The organism is Clostridium algifaecis (genome assembly GCF_017874415.1).
GTDB classification, from domain to species: domain Bacteria; phylum Bacillota; class Clostridia; order Clostridiales; family Clostridiaceae; genus Clostridium_B; species Clostridium_B algifaecis.
In genome coordinates, this window is the sequence record NZ_JAGGLM010000006.1 from 61,926 (window position 1) to 86,895 (window position 24,970).

Here is a 24,970-nt window from a genome sequence, read left to right on the forward strand (position 1 = left end):
ATATTCCTCCATTTTTATAAATTATTCTATATTCAACTAAACACTTTTAAGTGTTTTTTAGAAACCGGTTTATAAATAATATATACCCATCACTTAAGTACAGTTGAACCTCTTATTTCAAGTTTAGATTTTAAATAAATGCATATATTCTTTTCAGTTATTCCATCTTTTATCCTGTCTAATAATATCTTTGCTGATTTCATTCCCATATCATAAGATGGTTGTGATATAGTAGTAATTCCTGGTGGTATAAGTGATGCCCAACCCCAATTGTCATATCCACAAATTCCTACATCTTCAGGTACTTTTAAGTCAAACTTATTTATAGATTGCAATACATTTAAGAGTACTACTCCATTAATAGCAAATATAACTTTGCTCCCTTCATAATTATTTAAAAAGTCAAACAAATCAAGTTCTACATTTCCTGTGTTATTCCTGTCTACGGTGTATACATTAAAATTAGAACTATCAAGTCTACTATTACAAACATCTAAAAATGCTCTTTCCCTTTCAATTCTTACGCTTATTTTATCTACATACTGCGTAAAAAGTGCTGCATTTTTAAAGCCAGAATCAATTAAATAATTTATAGTTTTAAATGTCATATCGTAGTTGTTACTAGTAACAGAATCAAAGATTTCATCATTTATAATTCTGTCCATAGTTACAACAGGAACACCTTGATTAAGTATATCGATTAATAATTCTTCATTATGACCTGTTCCATTTACTATTAATCCATCGACATTCTGAGACATAAGAGAAAGAATATATTCTCTCTCTTTATCTTTGTCATTATCTGAATTGGCTATTATAGTATTATAAGCATATTTTCTACATTCATCACTTATGCCCTTTATGAGCAGTGATGAAAATGGATTAGTCAAATCTGCAATTATAATTCCTATAAGTTTACTTTTCTTGAGTTTTAAACTTCTAGCTACATTGTTAGGTTTGTAATTTAATTCATCTATTACCTTTTCAATGTTTTTTCTAGTTTTTTGTGACATAAATTCAAATTTCCCATTTAAATATCTAGAGATTGTTGACTTGGATACTCCTGCTTTTTCTGCTACATCATCAATTACAATTTTTTTCTCAGACTTCATATATTTAACCTCTTTTAGAAACCGATTTACTAATATTATATTATCATGTAAGGTTAACGCTTTCAATAGTTAATTCAATATTATCAAGTTAGTAATAATATTAATTGTAAACTTAAATAAGTCATCGCTTTATGATATACTGTTTTTATTAAAAAATACAGAAATATCAATAAATGATGACTTAAACATACTTTTTGATTTTATATAGATATTAAATCTTTTACACTAAAGTTGATATTAATATCATAACTTTTATTTATATTTTTATACTTTATTTTAGCAATTTTTTGTTCTGCATCATAGAACCATCCTTCTTCAATTGCCTCAAATTCCTTTTCATCTAGGAACATAGACATCTTTTTATTTTCTAAGCTTATCTGAACTGGTGCTACATCTTTGCATATTAAATCTATAGTCATTTTTTTAACTTGTTTATTATAATTTCCGTCTTTCTCAAATTTAATTTTAACTCCATTATTCTTCTTTATAGATATTATTGTTTTTAAATATTCTTTGTTTTTGTAATTGTTGGTAATACCATCATCTTCATATAATACAAAGCTGGATTCCTGTGATGGCTCTATTATAAGTTTAAGTTTTTCTGCTGAATCATTATGAATATTCATTAAATCCTCACTAATTGGTATAATTGATCCACTTCTAAGGAACATAGGAATTGAATCTAATGTAACTTCAAATTCAATCGTTTGTCCTCCTTCATATACATGTTTTGTATTCCAATCAAACCAAGTAGCTCCTTCTGGTAAATATACTTTTCTTGTTTTTGCACCTTTTTCAAGGACATTGGCAACCAATATAAAATTTCCAAGCATAAAATCAAAACTTTCATTTAATAATTTTTTATCATTTTGAAATTCATATATTAAAGGTCTCATAATTGGCGATCCACTTGCAGATGCTTCAAACAATAATGAATATAAATACGGTACCAATTTATACCTAAGCTTTATAGCATTTCTTATATATTTTGTATAGGATGGATACATCCATGGCTCTGTAACAGTATTATCAGTATTACACGAGTGTATAGAAAACCTTGGTTGAAATATTCCATTTTGAACCCATCTTACAAATAACTCAGGTTCAGGTGCAGGTCCGAAAAATCCTCCTATGTCGCATCCTTGGTTTGCTACTCCTGAAAGTCCCATCCCAAGTATTACAGGAATATTGAATTTCAAGCTCTTCCAACTTGTATTATTATCTCCTGCCCAAGTTTGAGCATAACGTTGAATTCCTGCAAATCCAGCTCTATTTACTATATATGATCTTATATTTGGATAAACCTCTTCAACTGTTTCTTTTGCCATAAGTGCCATTAAATTTGGCATTATTGGTCTTAAAGCACTTACTTCTTTCTTAATACCCTCAAAGCAACAAATAGATTCTGATTTATTTATTTCATACTCATTGTTATCGTCCCATATAGATGTAATTCCACATGAAACCAAAGATTCTTTTAGATGCTTTTTCCAAAGTTCTCTTCCCTTAGGATTTGTAAAGTCTACAAAAGAAGCTTTTCCTCCCCAATATCTATCAGTTTGAGATTTTTCTTCTTTTTCATCCTTTATATAAGCTCCAGCCTCATCAAATTCCTTGTATAGTGGGTGAGAAGTTAACATACCCGGTTTTATATTAGGTGCTAGAGAAGCTCCTTTTTCTTTCATCTGCCTTACAAAATCCTTAGGGTCTTTGAATCTATCATAATTCCAGTTAAACACATATCTCTTACCATCTTCTCCAGTAGTATATCCTGATGATAAAAAGAAACCATCACAAGGAATTCCTTTTTCACTACATTTATCTAGAAATTGTAGAATAGCCTTATCTGAATCCTTCTCTAATTCTGTGTAATACATTGTTGAGCCCATATATCCTAGAGAATATTTTGGAGGTAATTTAGTTTTTCCTGTTAAATCAGTATAATTTCTCACTACATCCTTTATTTCAGGTCCATAGATAAAGAATATATCTAAATCCCCACCATCAGCACAAAAATAACTATACTTATTCCAGTATCCGCTTCTTTCACATCCCATATCAAAAGTAGAATCATAGGAATTGTTATAGAATATTCCACTAGCTATATTATTTTTACTATTAAATTTTATATAGAAAGGTATATGCTTATATAGTGGATCTGTATATTCTGAATCATATCCTATAGTATCCACATTATGCATTCTCATTCTTCTCTTTTTCTTATTTAAGTATCCAGATTTTTCTCCAAATCCATAGAAATAGTCTGTATCTTCCATACATGAATAATGATAAAGCCTTCCTAAAGTGTCTTTTACATATGATCTTTCTTTTAGATCTGATTGTACTATATTGCCATTCTTATCTGTAATTTCTATAGCAAAAGGTTCTTTATAAATATTTATGTTTAATTTTTTAGTAGATAATTGAATATGTGTATCTAAATCTTTATATTCAGTACTAATTGCTTCTACTATTTTCCTTTCATTTTTCAGCAAATTATCCATTTTATCTTTCCATGCAGTCATAACTAAAGCATATGATGCTTCTTCCTGAAATTCTTCATCAAAAGTACAACGAATTCTTACAATTTCATCATTTAATAATATAATTCTATATTTAGCTGCATTTGTATCAATATCTAAATAATTATCGTAGTTTTTTATATTCAAAATCTTATTACTTATTTTCATTTGATTTATTCCTCCATAAAGTTAATAAAATTTCTTTAACTTATTTTTACATAAATCCTATAATTGATTCAAAAATTATCTCATAACTTTTGAGCTCTTTCTTTCTTCTAGTTCTACTAATATTTGCTTATATTTTTCATCAGTTAAATCATATAAGAATATAAATGCTAAAATAGCTATTCCTGCTCCAATAGCTGGAACTAAGAGCATTAATGATTTTAGTCCAGATAATGTTCTTGCTGTTTGCTGAACATTTGGAACATATCCTATTATAGTTAAAACTACTCCTGGAATAAACCCTGCTAAAGCCTGTGCAACTTTTCTTCCGAAACTATAAGTAGAATAAATAATACCTTCTGTTCTCTCTCCAGTTTTCCATTCTCCATATTCAATAGCATCTGATATAAATGCCCAGTTTAAACCATTCATAAAAGCTGTTCCAAACCAAGCAATAGCTGAAAGTATCATAAATGTAGTTACACTTCCTGGAAGTAAATAATTTATTAGATCAGCACCTACCCATATAAATAGTCCAAGTAAATAAGTAGCTTTCTTTCCAATTTTCTTTACAACAAATGGCATTATTGCAACACCTATTAAAGAACATCCTATACTTACAAAGTTTAAAGTTGCTGTTAATTTTGGATTCCCGAGATTATATTGAGCATAGTACACCATCATTGCTATTTTAAGGTTGTAACAAGATATTGTTAATAAACTCATTAAATTCAATACCATTAATGGTTTATTTGAACAAAGTGCTTTAAAAATCATACTTAAAGATTCTTTTTTCTTATCTGGATTATTAACTATAATATGTTCTTTAGTATTCTTATAACAAATTATATGAAATATTACACCTATAAGTGCCATTAAACCCATAGTTACTGGATAACCTATTTTAGGGTCTGAAAACTTTAAAATTATAGGTATTACAGTTATTCCTGTTATTAATAAAGCTATTGAAGATCCCGCTTGTCTAAAAGAAGCTAATTGAGTTCTTTCTACTGGGTCTTGAGTCATCGAAGCTGCTAACGAACCATATGGAATATTTATACAAGAATATGCTAATCCAAATATCATATATGTTATATATGCATAGGCTATTTTAGCACCCATTGATATATTAGGGGCTAAAAATGTTAAAACTGTAGCAATAGCAAGTGGTACAGTAGCAAAAAGAATAAATGGTCTAAATTTGCCTCTTTTTCCTATATTTTTTCTTGAATCCACAGCAGTTCCGACAGTTGTATCTGCAAAAGCATCAAATATTTTTGATATTAAGAAAACACTTCCTCCAACAGCACCTGGAATTCTTAATACATCAGTATAAAATTTTAGAAGATATGATTGACCTAAGTCAAACATAAAGCCATTTCCTAAATCTCCAAAACCATACGAAATTTTTTCTTTTAAGGTTAATTTATGTTTTGTTTTATTTTCCATATCGTTTCCCTCTTTCTTTAATATAATAACTTTTTATAATAATTTTTTAGTTAAAATTTGAAATATTTTTTTGCATTGTTATAGCATATTCCTTTAATTACATTTTCTAATAATTCCATGTCTTCCGGTACTTCTCCATTTTCAACTAACTCTCCAATTAAATTACAAACTATTCTTCTAAAATATTCATGTCTTGTATATGATAAGAAGCTTCTAGAATCTGTAAGCATTCCTACAAATCTACTTATCAAACCTGCATTGGCTAAATCTTTCATTTGGCTAATCATTCCATCCTTGTTGTCATTAAACCACCAAGCTGCTCCAAACTGAATTTTTCCTGGAATACAATCTCCTTGAAAGTTTCCTATCATCGTGCTAAGTATGTAATTATCATTAGGATTCAACGAGTATAATATAGTTTTAGGAAGAGCATTTTCCACTTCTAAAGAATCTAAAATTCTTGAAAGTTGATAAGCTATACTTCCATCTCTAATAGAATCAAATCCAGCATCTGCTCCTAACTTTTCAAACATTCTTGTATTATTATTTCTAATAGCTTGCATATGAAGCTGCATTGTCCATCCTAATTTAGAGTAAATTTTGCCCATAAATTTCAATGTATAAGTCTTATATTTATTTTCTTCTTCTAGGCTTACATTTTTACCATTTATAGCTTTTGCAAAGATGTCATCTATTTCTTCTTTTGAAGTTTTTTCATATACTACTGTATTTAACCCATGGTCTGCTATTCTTCCTCCTACAGAATCAAAGAACTTTATTCTTGATTCGATTGCATCTAAAAATTCATCATAGTTAGAAATATTTATTTTGGATACTTGTCCAAGTTTCTTTACCCATAGAATAAAATTACTTGAGTTTATCTCCATTCCCTTATCTAGTCTAAAAGTAGGGAGAACCTTTACATCAAAATTCTTATCTTCCTTAATTTTTATATGATATTCTAATGTATCAGTTGGATCATCTGTTGTGCATATAGTTTCAACATTTGATTTTTTTATTAATTCCCTAGCTCTAAAATCGTCTTCATTAAGTAGTGCATTCGCCTTTTCCCAGATTGCTGGTGCAGTTTTCTCATTTAAGACATCATATATTCCAAAAAATCTTTGAAGTTCAAGATGTGTCCAGTTATAAAGTGGGTTCCCTATAGTCATAGGTATAGTTTTTGCCCATGCCATAAATTTATCATAATCGCTTGCATTTCCAGTAATATATTTTTCATCTATACCATTGATTCTCATTGCCCTCCATTTATAATGATCACCATAGAGCCAAGCCTCAGTAATATTTTTAAATTTTTTATTCTCATAAATTTCCTTTGGATCTATGTGACAGTGATAATCTATAATAGGCATATTTTTTGCATAGTCATGGTATAACTTTACTGCCACATTATTTTGCAATAAAAAATTTTCATCCATAAATTTTTTCAATATAATCATCCTGCTTTCAAAATAAAATTTTTGCAAACTGTAAAGTTGTTAAATAATGTAATATGTGTTATATTATTTTTGTATATTTTCTTTAGGCGTTTTTGCTATTCTTTATCATGTTATGGGCAAATAACATGATAAAGATAAAATAACAAAAATGTCTACTTTTTATATAAATCTAATTTCATTAACAATTCAAATATTTTTTGAGTGTATTTCTAACTGCATCTACTCCTGCAATCATTTCAGCAAAATAATTCTCAATCTTTTCTCCAAGTCCAACTTCATAAAGATCTGAACCAAATATGTCTTTATTTGAAAGTATTGGTCTTAAAGTTCCTTTCTTGTATTCCGTTCCGACTTTTACTTCAGATAAATACTTTTCTAAAGTTTTTAAAAGTGGATCTGAACTAACTTCAAATTTTTCACCATTATCATCTATTCCAAGCATATATCTACACCATCCTGCTATAGCAAGTGGTATATATTTAAGTGATTTTACATCTAAATCTTCTCTTTTTACATATTCTTTAATTGTTTCTCCAAATCTTATTCCAACTTTCTGTGATGTGTCTGTTGCTATTCTCTGTGGTGTATCAGGAATATATGAATTTGGCAATCTTACACCTATAACTTCTTTTATAAAATCTTTTGGATCAAGTATTCCAGGGTTAGTAACTACCGGCATGCCTTCCTCATATCCTATTTTATTTATAAGTTTTACTATACAATCATCCTTCATTTCATCTGCAATAAGATTATATCCGAGTACACATCCAAATACAGACATAGCTGTATGAAGTGGGTTTAGGCATGTACATACTTTCATTCTTTCAACTTTTTCTACAGTTTCTCTATTTGTAAAATATACTCCAGCTTCATCAAGTGCTATACGCCCATTTGGAAAACTATCTTCAATAACAAGATATTCTGGTCTTTCAGCATTTACAAATGGTGCTATATAAGTATTTTTGCCTGTTATGATAGGATCGATATCACTTAATCCAATTGAATTAAGTGACTCTTTAACTTTACTTGATGGTCTTGGAGTAATCTTATCTATCATGCTCCATGGAAATGTAACTTTATCTTCATTATTTATATAACTAACAAACTCTTTTTCAACTAATTTATTTTTAGCCCATTCATTTGCAATTGTATTGATGGAATTATATAGTTTTTCTCCATTATGTGAGCAGTTATCCATACTGACTACTGCAATTGGAAGCTCTCCTGCTTTAAATCTTGTATATAAAAGTGATGCAACTTTAGCCATGACATTACTTGGCTTAATTAAACCATTTTTAATATCATTTTTTACTTCACCTGTAAATTCTCCAGATAAACTTTTTAAGTTGTATCCCTTTTCAGTTATGGTGAAACTTACCATCTTAAGTGAAGGCTTTGAAAATATCGTATTCAATCTTTTCCAGTTTTCTTCCCTTTCTGTATCTGCAGCAATACTCTCTCCGATACTTGCAATAACAGTATTATCTAATTTTCCATCAGGGTTCATAATTACCTGCAAACTCAAGTTATCATATGGTGTATATATTTTATCTATAATTTCATAATCATAGGTCTCCACAGCTGTAATTCCAGTTTCGGCTTTGCCTGAATTTAAAAGTTTCTGTTGAAGTCCTGCTATAAATCCTCTGAATATATTTCCTGAGCCAAAATGTACCCATGTTGGGTTTTCAATAGTTTTTTTGCACATTTCATTATAATCAAATTCAGGTAAACTTATATTTGCTTTACTCCATTCATCCTTTTTCTTTATATTTTCTTTATTTAAATTTAACATATAACTCCACCTCTATTTTTTATCTTCCTTTTCAAGGGTTTCCCATATTCCATTTAAATAAACAGCTCCAAGAGCTCTGTCATAAAGCCCATAACCAGGTCTTCCTGTTTCTCCCCATATCATTCGTCCATGATCCGGTCTCATTGGTCCATCAAATCCTATATCATGATAAGCCTTCATAATTTCATACATGTCAAGCGAACCATCTTCACTTCTATGTCCTGCTTCTTCAAAGCTTTTATATCCTGTAATTTTAATATTTCTTGTATGAGCAAAGTGTATTCTTCCCATGCTTCCAAAGTAACGTATCATATCTGGTATATCATTATTAGGATCTGGTCCAAGTGAACCTGAGCAAAGTGTTATTCCATTATTAGGACTATCAACTAAATGTACAAACCTATCAAGATTTTTCTTGCTTGTTATTATTCTTGGTAGTCCAAATATTGGCCAAGGTGGATCATCGGGATGTATTGCCATTTTAATATCTACCTCTTCTGCAACAGGAATAATTCTTTCCAAGAAATATTTCAAGTTATTCCATAAATCCTCTTCGCTAATATTTTTATATTGATTTAATAAATCCTTTAGACCTTCTTTTGTATAACTTTCATCCCATCCTGGAAGTGATAACTCTCCATTTAAAGGATCCATTTTATCTACAGTTTCTTTCTTATATATAAGTGCTTTAGAACCATCTTTTAATTCATAATTTAAATTGGATCTTGTCCAATCAAATACTGGCATAAAATTATAGCATACTACTTTTATACCTGCCTTTGATAAGTTTCTTAAGTTATCACAGTAATTAGCTATAAGTTTATCCCTTGTCTTAAGTCCCATTTTTATATCTTCATGAACCGGAACACTTTCAATTGTTTTTAAAGTTAACCCATGATCTTCTACTTTCTTTTTTAGTGCTAATATTTTTTCCATAGGCCAAACTTCACCTACTGGTACGTCGTATATTGCCGATACAACACCAGTTACTCCAGGTATTTGTCTTATTTGATTAAGAGTAACTTTGTCATCATCACCATACCATCTAAATGTCATTTCCATGTTAAATATCTCCTTTCATGTCAAATTTCATATTATACTATATTTCAGAATATTTAAATTGTAAATGTTTTTATTTTGTATACTTGTATACTAGCATACAAAATAAAAATAGTCAATAGTGATAATTTTTATTTTTTAAGTATAAATTATAAACTATCACTATAAAATTTATTTACTCTTTAAAATAGTCCTTATATTCAGAATCAGTATTAAAAATATATTTCCAGCCTTTTCTAGGCTTTTCAAGATGATCTGTTACAAGTGACTGAGCATTTTCAAAGTCATTATTTTTTATAACTTCAACAAACTTTTCATGCTGCTCTATAGTAATTGAATTTGAATATTTAATTTCAGCTATTAATCGTAATCTATTATAATGTGTACTTATCTTCAATATTCCATTCCAAACCTCTTCTAGATTAACACCAGAAAATATTATACCATGAAATTCAATATCTAATTTATGAAATTCTATTTCACGTTTCTGTTTTCCAGCTATAAGCCTTTGAGACATCAAACTTTTTTCAAGTTCAATTAATTTATCTTCAGGAAATTTAGTACATGCAAGTTTCATAGCTTCTTTTTCAAGATGATATCTCATAAAAAAAGCTTCTTCAACAAGTCTTCTATCTATTAACGATACATAAGTCCCAATTTGAGGCTTTACCTCAATAAGATGTTCCTCTTTTAATTTCATTAATACTTCACGAATAGGAGTTCTTGAAATACCTAATTCTTGTGCTAACTCAGTTTCACTAATGCTCTGCCCCGGTTTAAGTTCAAGAGACATAATATTATCTTTTAAAACTCTGTATGCATATTCCTTTCCATTTTCTCTGTCTAATCTCTTTGGTAAATACATTCTTAGCACTCCTCTAACAAAAATCAATATTATGCTTTATTATTTAAAGCTCATATACTAGTATACTATAAAATAGATATTTTTTTAATTAATATAATATCTTGCATACTTAAAGCAGTAAAAAGATAATTCCAGTACTTTTATACCAGGCAAGATAATTGAAGTATCTACAAAAGATTTTGTGAGTAAAAAAGATTTTGTTTAAAATTAAAAGTGTTATAATTATATATATTATTTTTATATAATTAGTGGAGGAAGCATAATGAATAATACTTCGGGAAATACGAATTTAGTCCAATCAGTTGAAAGAGCACTTGATATATTAAACGCTTTAAGTGAATTTCCTAATGGATGTGGAATCGGAGAACTTTCAAAATATGTTGGATTAAGTAAAAGTACGGTTCATAGATTACTTTCAACTTTAAAACATAAGGAATATGTAATTCAGATAAAGGATAATGACAAATATATGCTTGGAACTCAAATACTCTATTTATCTTCATGTATAAGAGGTAATATGGATATAATACATATATCTAAACCTTATATAAGCAAATTTGTAAATGAAATTGGTGAAGTAGCTCACCTCTGTATTCCAGATGAATCTTTTAAAAATATAATCTATATAGATAAAATATCTCCCAGCAATTCAAATAGAAGCATAAGTATGTCATCAAAAATAGGTAAGAAAGCCCCTATCTACTGTACAGCTTCAGGTAAATTACTACTTTCTCAATTTTCTGATGAAAAAATAAAAAACATTTTGAAAGATATTGATTTTGTAAAATATACCGATAATACAATTAAAAATATAAATGACTTGCTAGATGATATTCATGCAGTAAAAACTAACTCATATGCCCTAGATAAAGTTGAATATGAAGATGGAATTATCTGCATTGCAGTTCCTATTTTTAATTCTAAACGCGAAATAGCTGCAACTATAAGTGTATCTTGTGTAATAATATTTAAAACAATTGATAATTTATTAGAGTACAGGGAAGACTTATTCTTAATATCAAAACAAATTAGTAAATTGCTTGGTTTTATATCTTGATATATGGAATAATGTTCTGTATAATGGAACATATGATATTTAATTAATTATAAAATAAGTTTAATTAAGGAGATATAAAAAATGATTGAAAAGATTGAAACTTTAAGAAAAATCGAAGAAGTAGGTGTTGTAGCTGTAGTAAGAGCTGAAACTCCAGAAATTGCTGAAAAAATTTCCAAAGCATGTATAGACGGCGGCATACCTGCAATTGAAGTTACATTTACAGTACCTGGTGCAGATAAAGTAATAACTTCTTTAAAAAATAAATTTTCAAAAGATGAATTAATAGTAGGTGCTGGAACAGTTTTAGACAGTGAAACTGCAAGAATAGCAATACTCGCAGGCGCCCAGTACATTGTAAGTCCTGATTTTGATTTAGGAACCGCTAAACTTTGCAATAGATATCAAATACCTTATATGGCAGGCTGCATGACCGTAACTGAAATGGTAAGAGCAATGGAAGCTGGAACAGATGTAATAAAATTATTTCCTGGAAGTGCTTATGGTCCAAGTATAGTAAAAGGTATAAAAGCACCTCTTCCACAAGTTCCTATTATGCCTACAGGCGGAGTAAGCTTGGATAATGTAGACCAGTGGATAAAAAATGGCTGTATTGCTGTTGGAGTAGGTGGAAAACTTACTGGTGGAGCAAAAACTGGAGAGTATGGCAAAATAACTGAAACCGCTAAACAGTTTGTACAAAAAGTAAAAGACGCAAGACGTTAATTTATATAATACATTTTCTAATTTTAAAAGGTATGTTATGCTGCAATTCATAACATACCTTTTAATTTACTTTACATTTTAAATTTTTGAACCATTTCATTTAAAGCCTGAGCCATTTCAGCTTGATTTTGAGCAGTTGCAGCTACTTGCTCCATAGCTTTATTTACCTCATCCACACTATCCTTTATTATATTAGTATGTTCAGATGATTCCTTAGAGTTTCCAGTCATAGCTTGTACTGCTTGACTTACCTCATTTATTGTATCAGAAAGTTGTTTTGACATACACTCTATCTCACCTGACATATTGCTTATATAATCAGCATCATTTTCATACTTATCTCCAATACTGCTAAAATATTTAAACTTCTCAAGCATATTCTCCTGTATAAATTTCAATATATCGTTACTATTATTAGATAAATTTTTAAATGCATATTGAACTTTTTCTATAGTATCCTGAATACCAGTTACCGCTTCTGCCGACTGTTCTGCAAGATTTCTTACCTCATCTGCTACAACAGCAAAACCTTTACCTTGTTCTCCTGCCCTCGCTGCTTCAATTGCTGCATTTAATGCAAGCAGATTAGTTTGATCTGCTATACTTGCGATAGTTTGTGACATGACTTTTATGTCTTCTACTACCTTACCATCTTCTATAGATTTAAGTATATTATTTTGTTTTTCTTCATATAATTCCTTGCTTTCTTTTATAGAAGACTTAACTTTGCTTTTTATCTCAATAGCTCTACCTTTGGCCTCACTTGATAAATTATTTGATTCCAAAACTTTATCAGTTAATTCATTAACATTAGCGTTTATTTCTTCTACAGATGCATTAATTTTTTCAGATGAATCACTATTGTCAACTATAGCTTTTATTATCTCACTTGTAGATTGATTTATATCTTCAAACTTTGCACTTAGCTCTTCTGATGTAGCCGATAATTCTTCACTTGCAGCACTCATATCTTCAGAATCACTTGTAATTGTTTTTATAATATTTTTAATATTATCTTGAGCTTTATGAAGAGCCTCACCTGACTGTCCAAACTCATCTCCTCTTTGAATTTCCCATTTATAAGATAAATTATATTCTGAAAGAAGTTCTGCAAATTTCTTTATTTTATTAAGCGGAACATTAATATAATTAGCCATAAAAATTCCTATTATTACTGCCAATAATAACCCTATCAATATAAAAATAATCATTATAGTTCTTGATCTGATATATACCAGATAGTTATTGGTATCGGCATTTTTTGCAGTATCATCATTAATTTTTATAAGTTCGTCAAGACTTTTGAACATATCACTTTTTATATTAGACATAAAACTATACTGTTTTACTGCATTTTGTACATCATTATTATTTATATATTCAATAGCTCCTTCTCTTATGCTTGAATATCTGCTTCTTTCACTTAAAAACTTTGTCCAGATTTTCTTTTCACTTTCAGTCATATTTACACTGCTGAATTTTTGAATCTTTTCAGCATTTTGTGAAGAATTCTGCTGAATTTGCTGTTCCAATTGCGCCTTTTTAGACATATCCTTCATATAAATTAACTGTAGAATATAATTTTCATTTTCCACAGAATTTTGTTTTAAAACAGATAAGGTATATACATTCTGCAAATTGTAAGAATACATACTTCTAGAATTGGAATTAACTTTTTTAAGAGATGATATTCCAATAGCTCCCACTACTAAAATCAACAAAGCAACTATCAAAAATGATGTTATTAATCTATTTTTAATTTTGATTTTTTTAAATGTTTCCATGTTGTGTCCTCCTTTTTACTATAATTATATAATAACACTAATGTTATACTTTTTTCTATATTTATACAAAATTTACACGAAAATGAGCAGCTAAAATTTACATTTTAGCTGCTCATTTTTCATATTTTTTAAATATTTTTTGCTATCAAATCTCCCATTTTTTTAGTGCCAACTAATTTTTTACCAATTTCCATTATATCAGGAGTTCTATAATCATCATCAAGTACCTTTGATACAGCATTTTCTATATCAGAAGCTGCTTCATTCATATTGAAACTATACCTGAGCATCATAGCCGCGCTCATAATTGTAGCAATTGGATTTGCCTTATCCTGTCCCGCAATATCAGGTGCAGAACCATGTATAGGTTCATAAATTCCAACTTTTCCGTCCCCAACACTTGCAGATGGAAGCATTCCTAATGAACCTGTAAGCATAGATGCTTCATCACTTAAAATATCTCCAAAAGTATTTTCTGTAACAATTACATCAAACTGTTTTGGATCTCTAATAAGCTGCATACAAGCATTGTCTACATACATATAATTTAAATCCACATCGCTATATTCCTTTGAAATTTCAGTTACAGTTTCCCTCCATAACCTTGAACTTTCGAGCACATTTGCCTTATCTACAAGGGTTAGTTTTTTATTTCTCTTGCCTGCAATTTCAAATGCTTTTCTAGCAATTCTATCAATCTCTGGAGTCGAATAAACCAAAGTATCCCAGGCCTTTTGTCCACCTTCTATATCAATTCTCTTTTTCTCTCCAAAGTAAAGTCCACCAATAAGTTCTCTTACAATCATAATGTTCAGTCCATTTCCGAGAACTTCCGGTTTTAAATTTGAAGCTTCTTTAAGCTGTGGAAATAGAATAGCAGGTCTTAAATTTGCAAATACCCCTAACGCTTTTCTTATACCTAAAAGTCCAACTTCAGGTCTCAAATTGCTTGGTATATGATCCCATTTTGGACCTCCTACAGCACCTAGAAGTACTGCATCACTTTTTTTGCAAACATCTATAGTTTCCTGTGGAATTGGTCCTCCTGTTTTATCTATAGCTTCTCCTCCAAGCAGTACTTCCTGAAAGTCAAAATTGACCTTATATTTATCAGAAATAACCTTTAACACCTTTATTGCTTCTGTAACTATCTCTTTTCCAATTCCGTCTCCTTTTATAACTGCTATCTTCACCTGTTTGACACTTCCTTTTTAACATAATTTATAAGCCCATCCGAATCTATAATTTTCTGCATAAACTCAGGAAAAGCTGCTGCCTTGTAGGTCTTTCCTTTAGTTATATTATTTATAATTCCAGTAGTAACATCTACAGATACTTTGTCATTATTCTCTATATCCCTTGCTGCTTCAGCACATTCCATTATAGGAAGTCCAATATTTATAGAGTTTCTGAAGAAAATTCTTGCAAAACTCTCTGCAATTACGCAGCCAATTCCCGATGCTTTTATAGCTATTGGAGCATGTTCTCTTGAAGAACCACAACCAAAATTTTTTCCTGCCACAATTATAGATTTTTCTTTTGCTTTTTCACTAAATTTACTATCTAGATCCTCCATACAATGAGATGCCAATTCTTTTGGATCACTTGTATTTAAATATCTAGCCGGTATAATAACATCTGTATCTACATTATCTTTATATTTAATTACTTTTCCATCTATCATCTTTATACCTCCTCTGGTGATGAAATTTTTCCGGTTATTGCAGAAGCAGCTGCTACCGCCGGACTTGACAGATATACTTCACTTTCCGGATCTCCCATTCTTCCGACAAAATTTCTGTTTGTAGTAGATATTGCCCTTTCGCCTTTTGCCAGTATTCCCATATAACCTCCAAGACATGGGCCGCAAGTTGGGGTACTAACTATCGCTCCAGCTTTTATAAAAATTTCAATAAGTCCTTCATGCATAGCCTGTAGATAGATATTCTGGGTTGCAGGAATTATAATAGTTCTCACATTTTTATTTACTTTTTTGCCTTTCATAACCTTAGCTGCTATTCTCAAATCACTTATTCTTCCATTTGTACATGAACCTATAACTGCTTGATCTATAGCTATATCACCAACTTCATCAATAGTTCTTGTATTTTCAGGAAGGTGTGGAAAAGACACTGTTGGTTTTATAGCTGACAAATCTATCTCTATTGTTTTCTCATATACAGCATCCTTGTCTGCACTATATACCTTGTATTCTTTCTTTGAATGTTCTTTCATATACTCAATGGTTTTATCATCTACTTCAAAGATTCCATTTTTAGCTCCAGCTTCAATTGCCATATTTGTAACAGTAAATCTATCATCCATTGAAAGACTAGCTACTCCTTCTCCTGTAAACTCCATAGATTTATAAAGGGCACCATCAACTCCTATCATACCTATAATATGAAGAATAAGGTCTTTTCCACTTACCCATTTAGAAAGTTTTCCTTTTAATACAAATTTGATTGCAGGAGGTACTTTAAACCAAGCTTCACCTGTTGCCATACCAGCTGCCATGTCTGTACTTCCAACTCCAGTTGAAAAAGCACCAAGAGCACCATAAGTACAGGTATGTGAATCTGCTCCTATAACTACATCTCCTGCAACTACAAGTCCTTTTTCTGGAAGCAGCGCATGTTCAATACCCATCTGTCCAACTTCAAAATAATTTTCTATATCTTTTTCCCTTGCAAATTCTCTAACACATTTGCATTGTTCAGCAGATTTTATGTCCTTGTTTGGTACAAAATGATCCGGTACTATTGCAATTTTACTCCTATCAAAAATCTGTTTTAATCCCGTTTTATGAAATTCTCTTATAGCAACTGGAGTTGTTATATCATTTCCAAGAACCAAATCCAGTTTACAGTTAATTAATTGTCCAGCTGATATGCTATCAAGTCCACAATGCTGTGCTAAAATTTTTTGCGTCATAGTCATTCCCATTTTTATTTCCTCCCATGCTCTAACGTTAATTTTTATATTATAATTTATTACATGTAAATCAGACTCGCTCAGGTTGAATTTTGTCTGAAACATTGTTTATTTCATAATCAATTCTATTTATTGCATTTATGAAAGCTCTTGCACTAGCTTCAACAACATCTGTGCTCATACCTTTAGCGGTAAAAATTCTTCCATTATTTTCAACTTTTACAGTTACTTCTCCTATAGCATCTTTTCCACTTCCAATTGATTTTATTAAATAATCTTTAAGCTTCAAATCCATATCTGATACCTTTTCAATAGCTTTAAAAGCCGCATCTACAGGTCCATCACCACAAGAAGCTTCTCTTATAGTCTTTCCTTTATATTCAATCTCTACAGTAGAAGTTGAAACTGTAGTATTTCCACTTGAAAACTGAAAATACTTCAAATCATATGCTTCTGGTACCTGGAATATTTCATGATTCATTATAGTCTCAATGTCTTCATCAGAAACTATCTTTTTCTTTCCAGTTAAATCCTTGAATTTCTTAAAAGCTTCATTTATTTTATCCTCACTCAAATTATCATAACCAAGTTCTTTCAAGTGCTGTGCAAAGCCGTGCCTTCCAGAATGTTTACCAATAACTAAAGTGCTCTTCTTAAACCCTACAGACTCTGGAGTCATAATTTCATAAGTTGAACTACAAGCAAGCATTCCATGTTGGTGAATTCCTGCTTCATGTGCAAAAGCATTTGCTCCTACAATAGATTTATTATTTGGAATATCCATGCCTGTTGCATGACTTACAAGTTTACTTGTTTTTACAAGCTCTGTAGTTACAATATCTGTCTTACATCCAATATAATCTTCCCTTGTTTTAATTGCCATTACAATTTCTTCAAGTGCAGCATTTCCTGCTCTTTCTCCAATTCCATTAACTGCACATTCAATCTGCCTTGCACCATTTTTTACTGCTGCTATAGAATTTGCAACCGCCATTCCCAAATCATCATGACAGTGTACACTTATAATAGCTTTATCAATATTAGGCACATTATCTTTTATACCCTTAATAAATTTCCCATATTCCTCTGGAATATCATAACCAACTGTATCCGGTATATTTACTATATCGGCACCTGCATCTATAGCACCTTCAAGCACCTTGTATAAAAATTGTGGATCAGTTCTACTTGCATCTTCCGGTGAAAACTCAACACTAGGACAGATAGATTTTGCATATTTAACCATATCAACTGCCTGTTTAAAAACCTGATCTGGTGTCATTTTCAATTTATATTTCATATGAACATCAGATGTTGCTATAAAAGTGTGAATTCTTGGTTTTTCTGCATATTTCACGGCTTCCCATGCTCTATCAATATCTTTTTTTACTGCCCTTGAAAGTGCTACAATAGCAGGCTTCTTTACAGCTTTTGCAACTGCCCTTACTGCTTCAAAATCACCTTGAGAAGCTATTGGAAATCCAGCTTCTATAACATCTACATTTAATTTTTCAAGCTGTTTTGCAATTTCTATTTTATCCTTCATATTTAAATTGACTCTTGGAGTTTGTTCTCCATCCCTCATAGTAGTATCAAATATATAAACTTTATTATCATTCATTTTAAATTCCTCCTAATTTACTTATAATTATGAATTTTCATTTTATTTAATCTTTAATTTTTTACCTGGCCAGATAAAATATTTTCTTTGATTTTTAAGTATAAAAAAACACCCTCTCGCTTGGGGCGAAAAGATGCCGCGGTACCACCCAAATTATTTACTCAATTATATAACGGTTTGAACCGGATCAGCTTACTATTATTTCAGCCTGCAGCTCAAGGATGAGTTTCAACCTACACTATTTATGAGTTTCCACCATTCCTCACTCGCTTTAAAATAACGTAAATTTACTTTTTCCTGTCACAGCTTTTAATTTTACTTTTATCTTATATAGATTAATTTTAGATATAAAAAAACAGATCTTATCGCTCTGGGGCGATGGATCTGTCGCGGTACCACCCAAATTATTTACTCAATTATATAACGGTCTGCACCGGCACAGCTTACTATTATTTCAGCCTGCAACTTAAGGATGAGCTTCAACCTACACTATTTATGAGTTTCCACCATCCCTCATTCGCTTTAAAATAGTATAAATTTACTTTTTCCTATCAACGTTTTTAATAAAATTTATACTAAGTATAATATAAAATAAATAGCATGTCAATACCCTAATAAAAATATTTTAAGCACTTTTATTATCTACATCATTTGTAATAACACTGTGCTTGTAACCATAACCAAAATAAATTATAAGACCTAATATAAGCCAAATTACAAATCTAATTTGAGTTACATATGGAAGTTTGTATATGAGTGCTGCACAAAATACTATAGCTAAAATTGGAATTGTAGGAACCCATGGACACTTGAATGCCCTTTTTCTCTCAGGATCTTTCTTTCTTAAAACCAAAACTGCCGCAGCTACTATCATAAAGGCACATAATGTTCCTATATTAGTAAGTTCAGATACAATATTGATAGGTAAAAATCCAGCTACTACTGAGGTTACAACACCTACTAAAAGTGTACTTCTAACTGGAGTTTTGGTTCTTCTATTAACATGACCGAACATTTTTGGAAGAAGTCCATCTCTTGACATTGCAAACAGTACACGAGTCTGTCCAAACATCATGACAATAAGCACTGAAGTAAGTCCGCAGATAGCACCCACTGAAACAAGTGCAGCTCCCCAATGATATCCAACACTTTGAAGCGCAAAAGCTACAGGAGCAGCTGTAGTCTTAAACTTTAAATATGGTACCATTCCAGTTAAAATAGCAGACACTGCAATATAAAGTACAGTACATACAATAAGTGATAATATAATTCCTCTTGGCAAATCCTTTTGAGGATCTTTAACTTCTTCTGCTGCTGTAGATACAGCATCAAATCCTATATAAGCAAAGAATATTACAGATGCTCCTTGTACAACTCCCCCAAAACCATAAGGCATAAATGGATGCCAGTTTGCAGTATTAACATGATTTACTCCAAGAGCTATAAACATAACTACAACCGCTAATTTTATTACAACTATTATATTGTTTACAGTTGTACTTTGCTTTACACCTATAACATGAATAAATGTTATAACTGCAATTATGCATACTGCAGGTAGATTTATAATTCCTCCTTCAAATGGTGTAGTCAATATGCTATGAGGAAGATTTATTCCAAAAGATGAAAGTATATTATCCATATATCCTGACCATCCAATAGATACCGTACCAATTGCAAAAGCATATTCAAGCACAAGATCCCATCCTATAATCCATGCCCAAAATTCTCCCAATGCAGTGTATCCATAAGTATAAGCACTTCCAGCTACAGGAACCATAGCTGCAAATTCCGAATAACATAGTGCAGAACATGCACATGCAATACCTGCTATAATAAATGAAATTACAAGTGCAGGACCAGAATAATTTGCCGCCGCCACACCTGTTAATACAAATATACCTGTACCAACTATAGCTCCAATTCCAAGCATGGTAAGTCCAAAAGTACCCAGTACCTTATTTAAGCCGCCATCATTTTTTGTCTCTTCTATGAGAGAATCTATTGGCTTTGTTCTAAAAATATTCATAACATATAATCCCCCTGTATATTTTTTAAAAATATTAAATAAATTGTATGTTTTAAATATAATACTACCATTTTAAATTAAAATCAATACTTTTTCATTGTTATTTTTACTACTTATATATTTTTTATAGGTAAAATTGATAATGTAATAAATTTAATAAACTTTTTAGAATAATGATAGTACATAAAATTCATATAATTAATAAAGTCCCATAATATAAACAATTATGAGACTTTATTATTGAAGGATTATAATTCACAATCTGTTTTGTAATTTCCTATAAATCTAAAATACTGACAATCCGATTTTATGCCCTCTAAAGCATCTTTTACATTTTTATCAAGAACATTTCCATAAAAATCTATGTAAAAAAAATATCTCCATGGCTCATTTATAATTGGTCTTGATTCTATTTTTGCCATATTTAAATTATTATTTTTAAAATAGCTTAGTATATCATACAAGCTTCCAACTTTATGACTGACTGTAATTACTATGCTTATTTTATCCATTTCTTCACTTATATTATTACTTTTTCCGATGATTATAAATCTAGTATAATTATTTTTATTATAGTTTATATTTTCCTTTAATATAGAAAGTCCATATAGCTCAGCTGCTTTCTTACTTGCTATGCACACCCTGCTCTTTAGCTTAGACTCGCTTATATACTTAGCACTCATAGCTGTACTAAAATAAGGTATCATGCTCCAGTTTTTATGTTCCATTAAAAATTTCTTACTTTGAAGGAAAGCCTGGCTATGGGAATAAACTTCCTTTATGTCGCTTAATTTGGTACCTTTTACTCCAAGCAGATTGTGATTTATTTTAACGCATTTTTCACCCACTATGTAAAATCCATAATTTCTTAATAAATCATAAACTTCAAGTATACCTCCTGTTGACGAATTTTCAATAGGAACAACTCCATACTTTATTTTTCCCTCTTCTAGAGCATCAAATACATCTTTAAATTCATTACAACTTATAGCATTAATATTTCTTCCGAAATATGCAAGAAGAGCTTCATGGCTAAAAGATGCCTCCACACCATAAAAGCCGACATTACAATTACAAGAATTTTTTAAATTATCCAAAATCATCACCAATCCATCATATCAAATATACCTATAGCAGCAACAGCTTCTACCACGGGAATTGCTCTTGGTACTATACAAGGATCATGCCTGCCCTGTATCTCAATTAGAGAATCTTTCATATTTTCTATGTCAACAGTATTTTGACTTTTTGAAATTGATGCTGTTGGTTTTATTGCAGTCTTAAAAACTATAGGCATACCAGTTGTAATTCCGCCCAAAATTCCACCATTATTATTAGTTCTAGTTTTTATAACACCATTTTCTAAGTAATACTCATCATTTGCTGTAGAACCATTCATAGTAGTCATATTAAATCCTTCTCCAAATTCAACTCCCTTAACAGCTGGAACAGAAAACAACAGATGGGAAATCACACTTTCTACAGAATCAAAGAAAGGATCACCTACACCTGCAGGAACATTTGCAATACAAGTTTCTATTATTCCACCTACTGAGTCACCCTGCTTCTTTACTTCCAAAATACAATTTTTCATATCTTTGCCTGATTTTTCATCTATCACAGGAAATTTGTCTCTGGAAAGTTTTTTCAAAATATCTTTATTTACCAAAACAGGATTGAATAAATTTTTATTCTTAAAATCATCACTGATATTTCCTATAGATTTTATATGACTTCCTATAAATACTCCGTTATTTTCCAGTATACTTTTGCATATAGCACCAGCAAATACAAGAGGTGCCGTAATTCTTCCCGAGAAATGTCCTCCCCCCCTGTAGTCGTTAAATCCATTATATTTTACAAGGCCAGTATAGTCTGCATGTCCAGGACGCAAAAGATTTTTTGTTTTTTCATAGTCCCTGGAATGTGTATCACTATTTTTTATAATTGCACAAAGCGGTGTACCTGTAGTTCTTTCATTAAAATATCCGCTTAGTATTTCAAAATCATCTGTTTCCTTTCGTGGAGTCGTAAATTCACTAGTCCCCGGAGCTCTTCTTTTCATCTCATTTCTTATATAATCTAAATCTAGCTTAATTCCCGATTTTAAACCATCTATAGTGATTCCTATAGCTTTTCCATGAGATTCTCCAAAAATCGACAGTTTAATTTTGTTTCCAAACATTCCACTCATAAAAAATCTCCTATCGTTTTTAATTTATTAAAATTTTTCTATATCTCCGCCTAACTTTTCAAAATCATTCCAGAATCCAGGATAAGATTTTTTTACACAATTCGCACCATGGATAGTAAGCGTATCTGTACATTTTGATGAAATTGCCGCAAGTGACATCGCAATTCTATGATCGTTAAAACTTGACACACTACCACCATTAAGATTTTTCTTCCCTTTTATTATAAGTCCATCAGTTTTTTCTACTACATCTGCCCCAATTTTATTTAATTCCGAACTTATAGCCTTTAATCTATCTGATTCTTTTATTCTAAGTCTTCCCGCATTTATAATTTCAGTTGTCCCGCTGCTTACAGAAGCCAGCGCTGCAACAACAGGAACTAAATCAGGACACTGTGCTGCATCAACTACTGTTCCACTAGTTTCAGATTGTGATGCAATTATAGAATCTTCACTAATCTCTATGTTACATCCCATATTTTTAAGTATATCTATTATTGCTTTATCCCCCTGGTATGAACTTAAATTAAGATTGCTGCAGATCAAGCTTTCTCCAAGTGCTCCCATTGTAAGTAAAAAAGCTGCTTGAGAAAAATCTCCTTCTACAGTATAATCACAATTTTTATATATTTGGCTGCCATGAATTATAAATTTTTTGTAATTCGAATGTTTTATTTCTATTCCAAATTTTTCTAAAACATCTAATGTTATATCTATGTAGGGCCTGGATTCAAGTTTAGTAGTGATTTCTATTTCAGAATCACCATTAAGTAATGGAAGTGCTATAAGAAGTCCTGTTATAAATTGTGAACTTATATCTCCTCTAACCTTGTATACTTCTGGCTTTAATTTTCCATTTACAGTAAGTGGCAGCTTTCCAAGAGAATTTTTATAATAGATATTCTGATTTTTAAATATGTTATAATAAACGTCAAGTGGTCTCTCTACCAATTTTCCCCTGCCTGTTAAAATAATTTCTTCACCTATAGTTGCAGCAAGTGGAATTATAAATCTCAAAGTAGAACCGCTTTCTCCGCAATCTATATTTTTATTCTTAGCATATAAATTTTCATTGCCTTCTATTATTACGTATTCATCATATTTTTCAACTACAGCTCCTAAACTTTCTACTGCATTTAAAGTAGCTAATATGTCCTGGGAAAAGTATATATTTCTTATAGTACTTTTCCCTTTAGCTAGAGCTGCACAAATAATAGCTCTATGGCATCCACTTTTTGATGATGGAACTTTTATATTTCCGCTAAGTTTTTGAGGATGAATTACAACAGTATTCATTTCATGTCTCCTTATTTCAATTTAATTGATTTTTTTTCTCAAAGTTGAGCTATTTTTAAAAAATTGTTCTAAATCAACTGTATTATTATTTTCAATATCATCTTTAATTCTATCCAATGACTTTTTAAATTTTTCTATTTCATCAATTAATTTATCTGAATTCATAGTAAAAAGTTCAGTCCACAATTTAGAATTAATAAATGCTACTCTGGTTGCATCCTTAAAGCTTCCCCCTATAAATAATTCAAAATACTTTTTATCAATATTTTGATTCATAAGCGCAGTTGCTATAGCATGCGGAAGCTGACTTGTATACGCAATCATACTGTCATGTTCATGTGGAGATATATACTCGACATTTTTGCATCCAAATTTCATTGCCATATTTGCTACAAAATCAATACTGGATTTTTTATTTCTTTTGCTAGGAGTTATTATATAATTTGCACCTTTAAATATATCTTCGTCAGCATATTCTATGCCTTTGTATTCCCTGCCAGCCATAGGATGTCCCCCTATAAACTGCATACTCTGAGGCAAAAAAGAGTCAACAGAATTCATAACCATCTCTTTTACTCCAGAAGTATCTGTTATAATTACATTTGTCTTAAAATTTTGAATATTTGCTTTTATAAAATTAATAGTATCATTTGGATAAAGAGCTATTATGACAAAATCCACATCTTTTAGATATTTACCTGGCTCATCATATGCAGAATCTATTATTCCCATATGAAGAGCCTTATTTAAAGTTTCAGAATTTTTATCTATTCCAATTATATGTTTAGCATTTAACTTTTTTAATGCCATAGCATAAGAGGCACCTATTAACCCCAAACCAACAATAGCTATTTTAAAATCAAAGTCACAATCCTCCAACATTAATTTTCCTCCAATATTTT

At 30.6% G+C, this 24,970-nt stretch carries 19 protein-coding genes and 2 other annotated features; of the genes, 2 read left to right on the plus strand and 17 right to left on the minus strand.

Annotated elements, in window-relative coordinates; translation table 11 throughout:
* Positions 1 to 89: 89 nt before the first annotated feature.
* From J2Z42_RS06435 to J2Z42_RS06465, 7 genes are all read right to left on the minus strand, one after another.
* Positions 90 to 1,112, minus strand: coding sequence for a LacI family DNA-binding transcriptional regulator (locus J2Z42_RS06435; RefSeq protein WP_209701828.1), 1,023 nt, complete (start codon positions 1,110 to 1,112; stop codon positions 90 to 92).
* Positions 1,113 to 1,312: 200 nt separating this feature from the next.
* Entirely contained in the window at positions 1,313 to 3,802 is a 2,490-nt protein-coding gene (locus tag J2Z42_RS06440) for a glycoside hydrolase family 31 protein (protein ID WP_209701829.1), read from the minus strand.
* Between the two features lie 75 nt (positions 3,803 to 3,877).
* A complete protein-coding gene (locus J2Z42_RS06445; RefSeq protein ID WP_209701830.1) occupies positions 3,878 to 5,248 on the minus strand; it encodes a glycoside-pentoside-hexuronide (GPH):cation symporter in 1,371 nt (456 codons plus the stop codon).
* Positions 5,249 to 5,298: 50 nt separating this feature from the next.
* Positions 5,299 to 6,699, minus strand: a complete 1,401-nt coding sequence (gene uxaC / locus J2Z42_RS06450) for a glucuronate isomerase (protein WP_209701831.1) — start codon at positions 6,697 to 6,699, stop codon at positions 5,299 to 5,301.
* 187 nt (positions 6,700 to 6,886) lie between these two features.
* The gene (locus J2Z42_RS06455) at positions 6,887 to 8,503 is read right to left on the minus strand and encodes a mannitol dehydrogenase family protein (RefSeq protein WP_209701832.1); all 1,617 of its coding nucleotides are present in this window, start codon (positions 8,501 to 8,503) and stop codon (positions 6,887 to 6,889) included.
* Between the two features lie 12 nt (positions 8,504 to 8,515).
* The gene (uxuA, locus tag J2Z42_RS06460; protein WP_209701833.1) at positions 8,516 to 9,565 is read right to left on the minus strand and encodes a mannonate dehydratase; all 1,050 of its coding nucleotides are present in this window, start codon (positions 9,563 to 9,565) and stop codon (positions 8,516 to 8,518) included.
* A 172-nt stretch (positions 9,566 to 9,737) separates the two neighbouring features.
* Positions 9,738 to 10,427 (minus strand): GntR family transcriptional regulator, encoded by a 690-nt coding sequence (locus J2Z42_RS06465; protein WP_209701834.1) that lies wholly within the window; start codon positions 10,425 to 10,427, stop codon positions 9,738 to 9,740.
* A 262-nt stretch (positions 10,428 to 10,689) separates the two neighbouring features.
* On the opposite strand from J2Z42_RS06465, the gene J2Z42_RS06470 reads away from it, so the two are divergent.
* Both J2Z42_RS06470 and J2Z42_RS06475 read left to right on the plus strand, forming a co-directional pair.
* Positions 10,690 to 11,484 carry an IclR family transcriptional regulator gene (locus J2Z42_RS06470; protein ID WP_209701835.1) on the plus strand — a complete coding sequence of 265 codons (795 nt, stop codon included), beginning with the start codon at positions 10,690 to 10,692 and terminating at the stop codon, positions 11,482 to 11,484.
* An 81-nt stretch (positions 11,485 to 11,565) separates the two neighbouring features.
* The gene (locus tag J2Z42_RS06475; RefSeq protein ID WP_209701836.1) at positions 11,566 to 12,210 is read left to right on the plus strand and encodes a bifunctional 2-keto-4-hydroxyglutarate aldolase/2-keto-3-deoxy-6-phosphogluconate aldolase; all 645 of its coding nucleotides are present in this window, start codon (positions 11,566 to 11,568) and stop codon (positions 12,208 to 12,210) included.
* A 71-nt stretch (positions 12,211 to 12,281) separates the two neighbouring features.
* Here J2Z42_RS06475 and J2Z42_RS06480 read toward each other — a convergent pair whose 3' ends face one another.
* The 10 genes from J2Z42_RS06480 to J2Z42_RS06525 all read right to left on the minus strand — a co-directional run bounded on the left by J2Z42_RS06480 (position 12,282) and on the right by J2Z42_RS06525 (position 24,950).
* Positions 12,282 to 13,994 carry a methyl-accepting chemotaxis protein gene (locus J2Z42_RS06480; RefSeq protein ID WP_209701837.1) on the minus strand — a complete coding sequence of 571 codons (1,713 nt, stop codon included), beginning with the start codon at positions 13,992 to 13,994 and terminating at the stop codon, positions 12,282 to 12,284.
* A gap of 128 nt (positions 13,995 to 14,122) precedes the next feature.
* Positions 14,123 to 15,187 carry a 3-isopropylmalate dehydrogenase gene (leuB, locus tag J2Z42_RS06485; protein WP_209701838.1) on the minus strand — a complete coding sequence of 355 codons (1,065 nt, stop codon included), beginning with the start codon at positions 15,185 to 15,187 and terminating at the stop codon, positions 14,123 to 14,125.
* On the minus strand, positions 15,184 to 15,678 hold the full coding sequence (gene leuD / locus J2Z42_RS06490; protein WP_209701839.1) for a 3-isopropylmalate dehydratase small subunit: 495 nt from the start codon (positions 15,676 to 15,678) through the stop codon (positions 15,184 to 15,186). The genes leuB and leuD overlap by 4 nt, the downstream gene beginning before the upstream one ends.
* A 2-nt stretch (positions 15,679 to 15,680) precedes the next feature.
* Positions 15,681 to 16,946 (minus strand): 3-isopropylmalate dehydratase large subunit, encoded by a 1,266-nt coding sequence (gene leuC / locus J2Z42_RS06495; protein WP_501039602.1) that lies wholly within the window; start codon positions 16,944 to 16,946, stop codon positions 15,681 to 15,683.
* Positions 16,947 to 16,998: 52 nt separating this feature from the next.
* Positions 16,999 to 18,549 carry a 2-isopropylmalate synthase gene (locus J2Z42_RS06500; RefSeq protein WP_209701841.1) on the minus strand — a complete coding sequence of 517 codons (1,551 nt, stop codon included), beginning with the start codon at positions 18,547 to 18,549 and terminating at the stop codon, positions 16,999 to 17,001.
* 118 nt (positions 18,550 to 18,667) lie between these two features.
* Positions 18,668 to 18,862, minus strand: a binding site (T-box leader).
* A gap of 55 nt (positions 18,863 to 18,917) precedes the next feature.
* Positions 18,918 to 19,113: a binding site (T-box leader), on the minus strand.
* Between the two features lie 61 nt (positions 19,114 to 19,174).
* Positions 19,175 to 20,578: a branched-chain amino acid transporter BcaP gene (bcaP, locus tag J2Z42_RS06505; protein WP_209701842.1), complete on the minus strand. Its 1,404-nt coding sequence runs from the start codon at positions 20,576 to 20,578 to the stop codon at positions 19,175 to 19,177.
* A 248-nt stretch (positions 20,579 to 20,826) separates the two neighbouring features.
* Positions 20,827 to 21,675: a prephenate dehydratase gene (gene pheA / locus J2Z42_RS06510; protein WP_245331518.1), complete on the minus strand. Its 849-nt coding sequence runs from the start codon at positions 21,673 to 21,675 to the stop codon at positions 20,827 to 20,829.
* A 5-nt stretch (positions 21,676 to 21,680) separates the two neighbouring features.
* Positions 21,681 to 22,772: a chorismate synthase gene (gene aroC / locus J2Z42_RS06515; protein WP_209701844.1), complete on the minus strand. Its 1,092-nt coding sequence runs from the start codon at positions 22,770 to 22,772 to the stop codon at positions 21,681 to 21,683.
* A 27-nt stretch (positions 22,773 to 22,799) separates the two neighbouring features.
* On the minus strand, positions 22,800 to 24,068 hold the full coding sequence (gene aroA / locus J2Z42_RS06520) for a 3-phosphoshikimate 1-carboxyvinyltransferase (protein ID WP_209701845.1): 1,269 nt from the start codon (positions 24,066 to 24,068) through the stop codon (positions 22,800 to 22,802).
* 21 nt (positions 24,069 to 24,089) lie between these two features.
* Entirely contained in the window at positions 24,090 to 24,950 is an 861-nt protein-coding gene (locus J2Z42_RS06525; protein WP_245331519.1) for a prephenate dehydrogenase, read from the minus strand.
* Positions 24,951 to 24,970 lie beyond the last annotated feature (20 nt).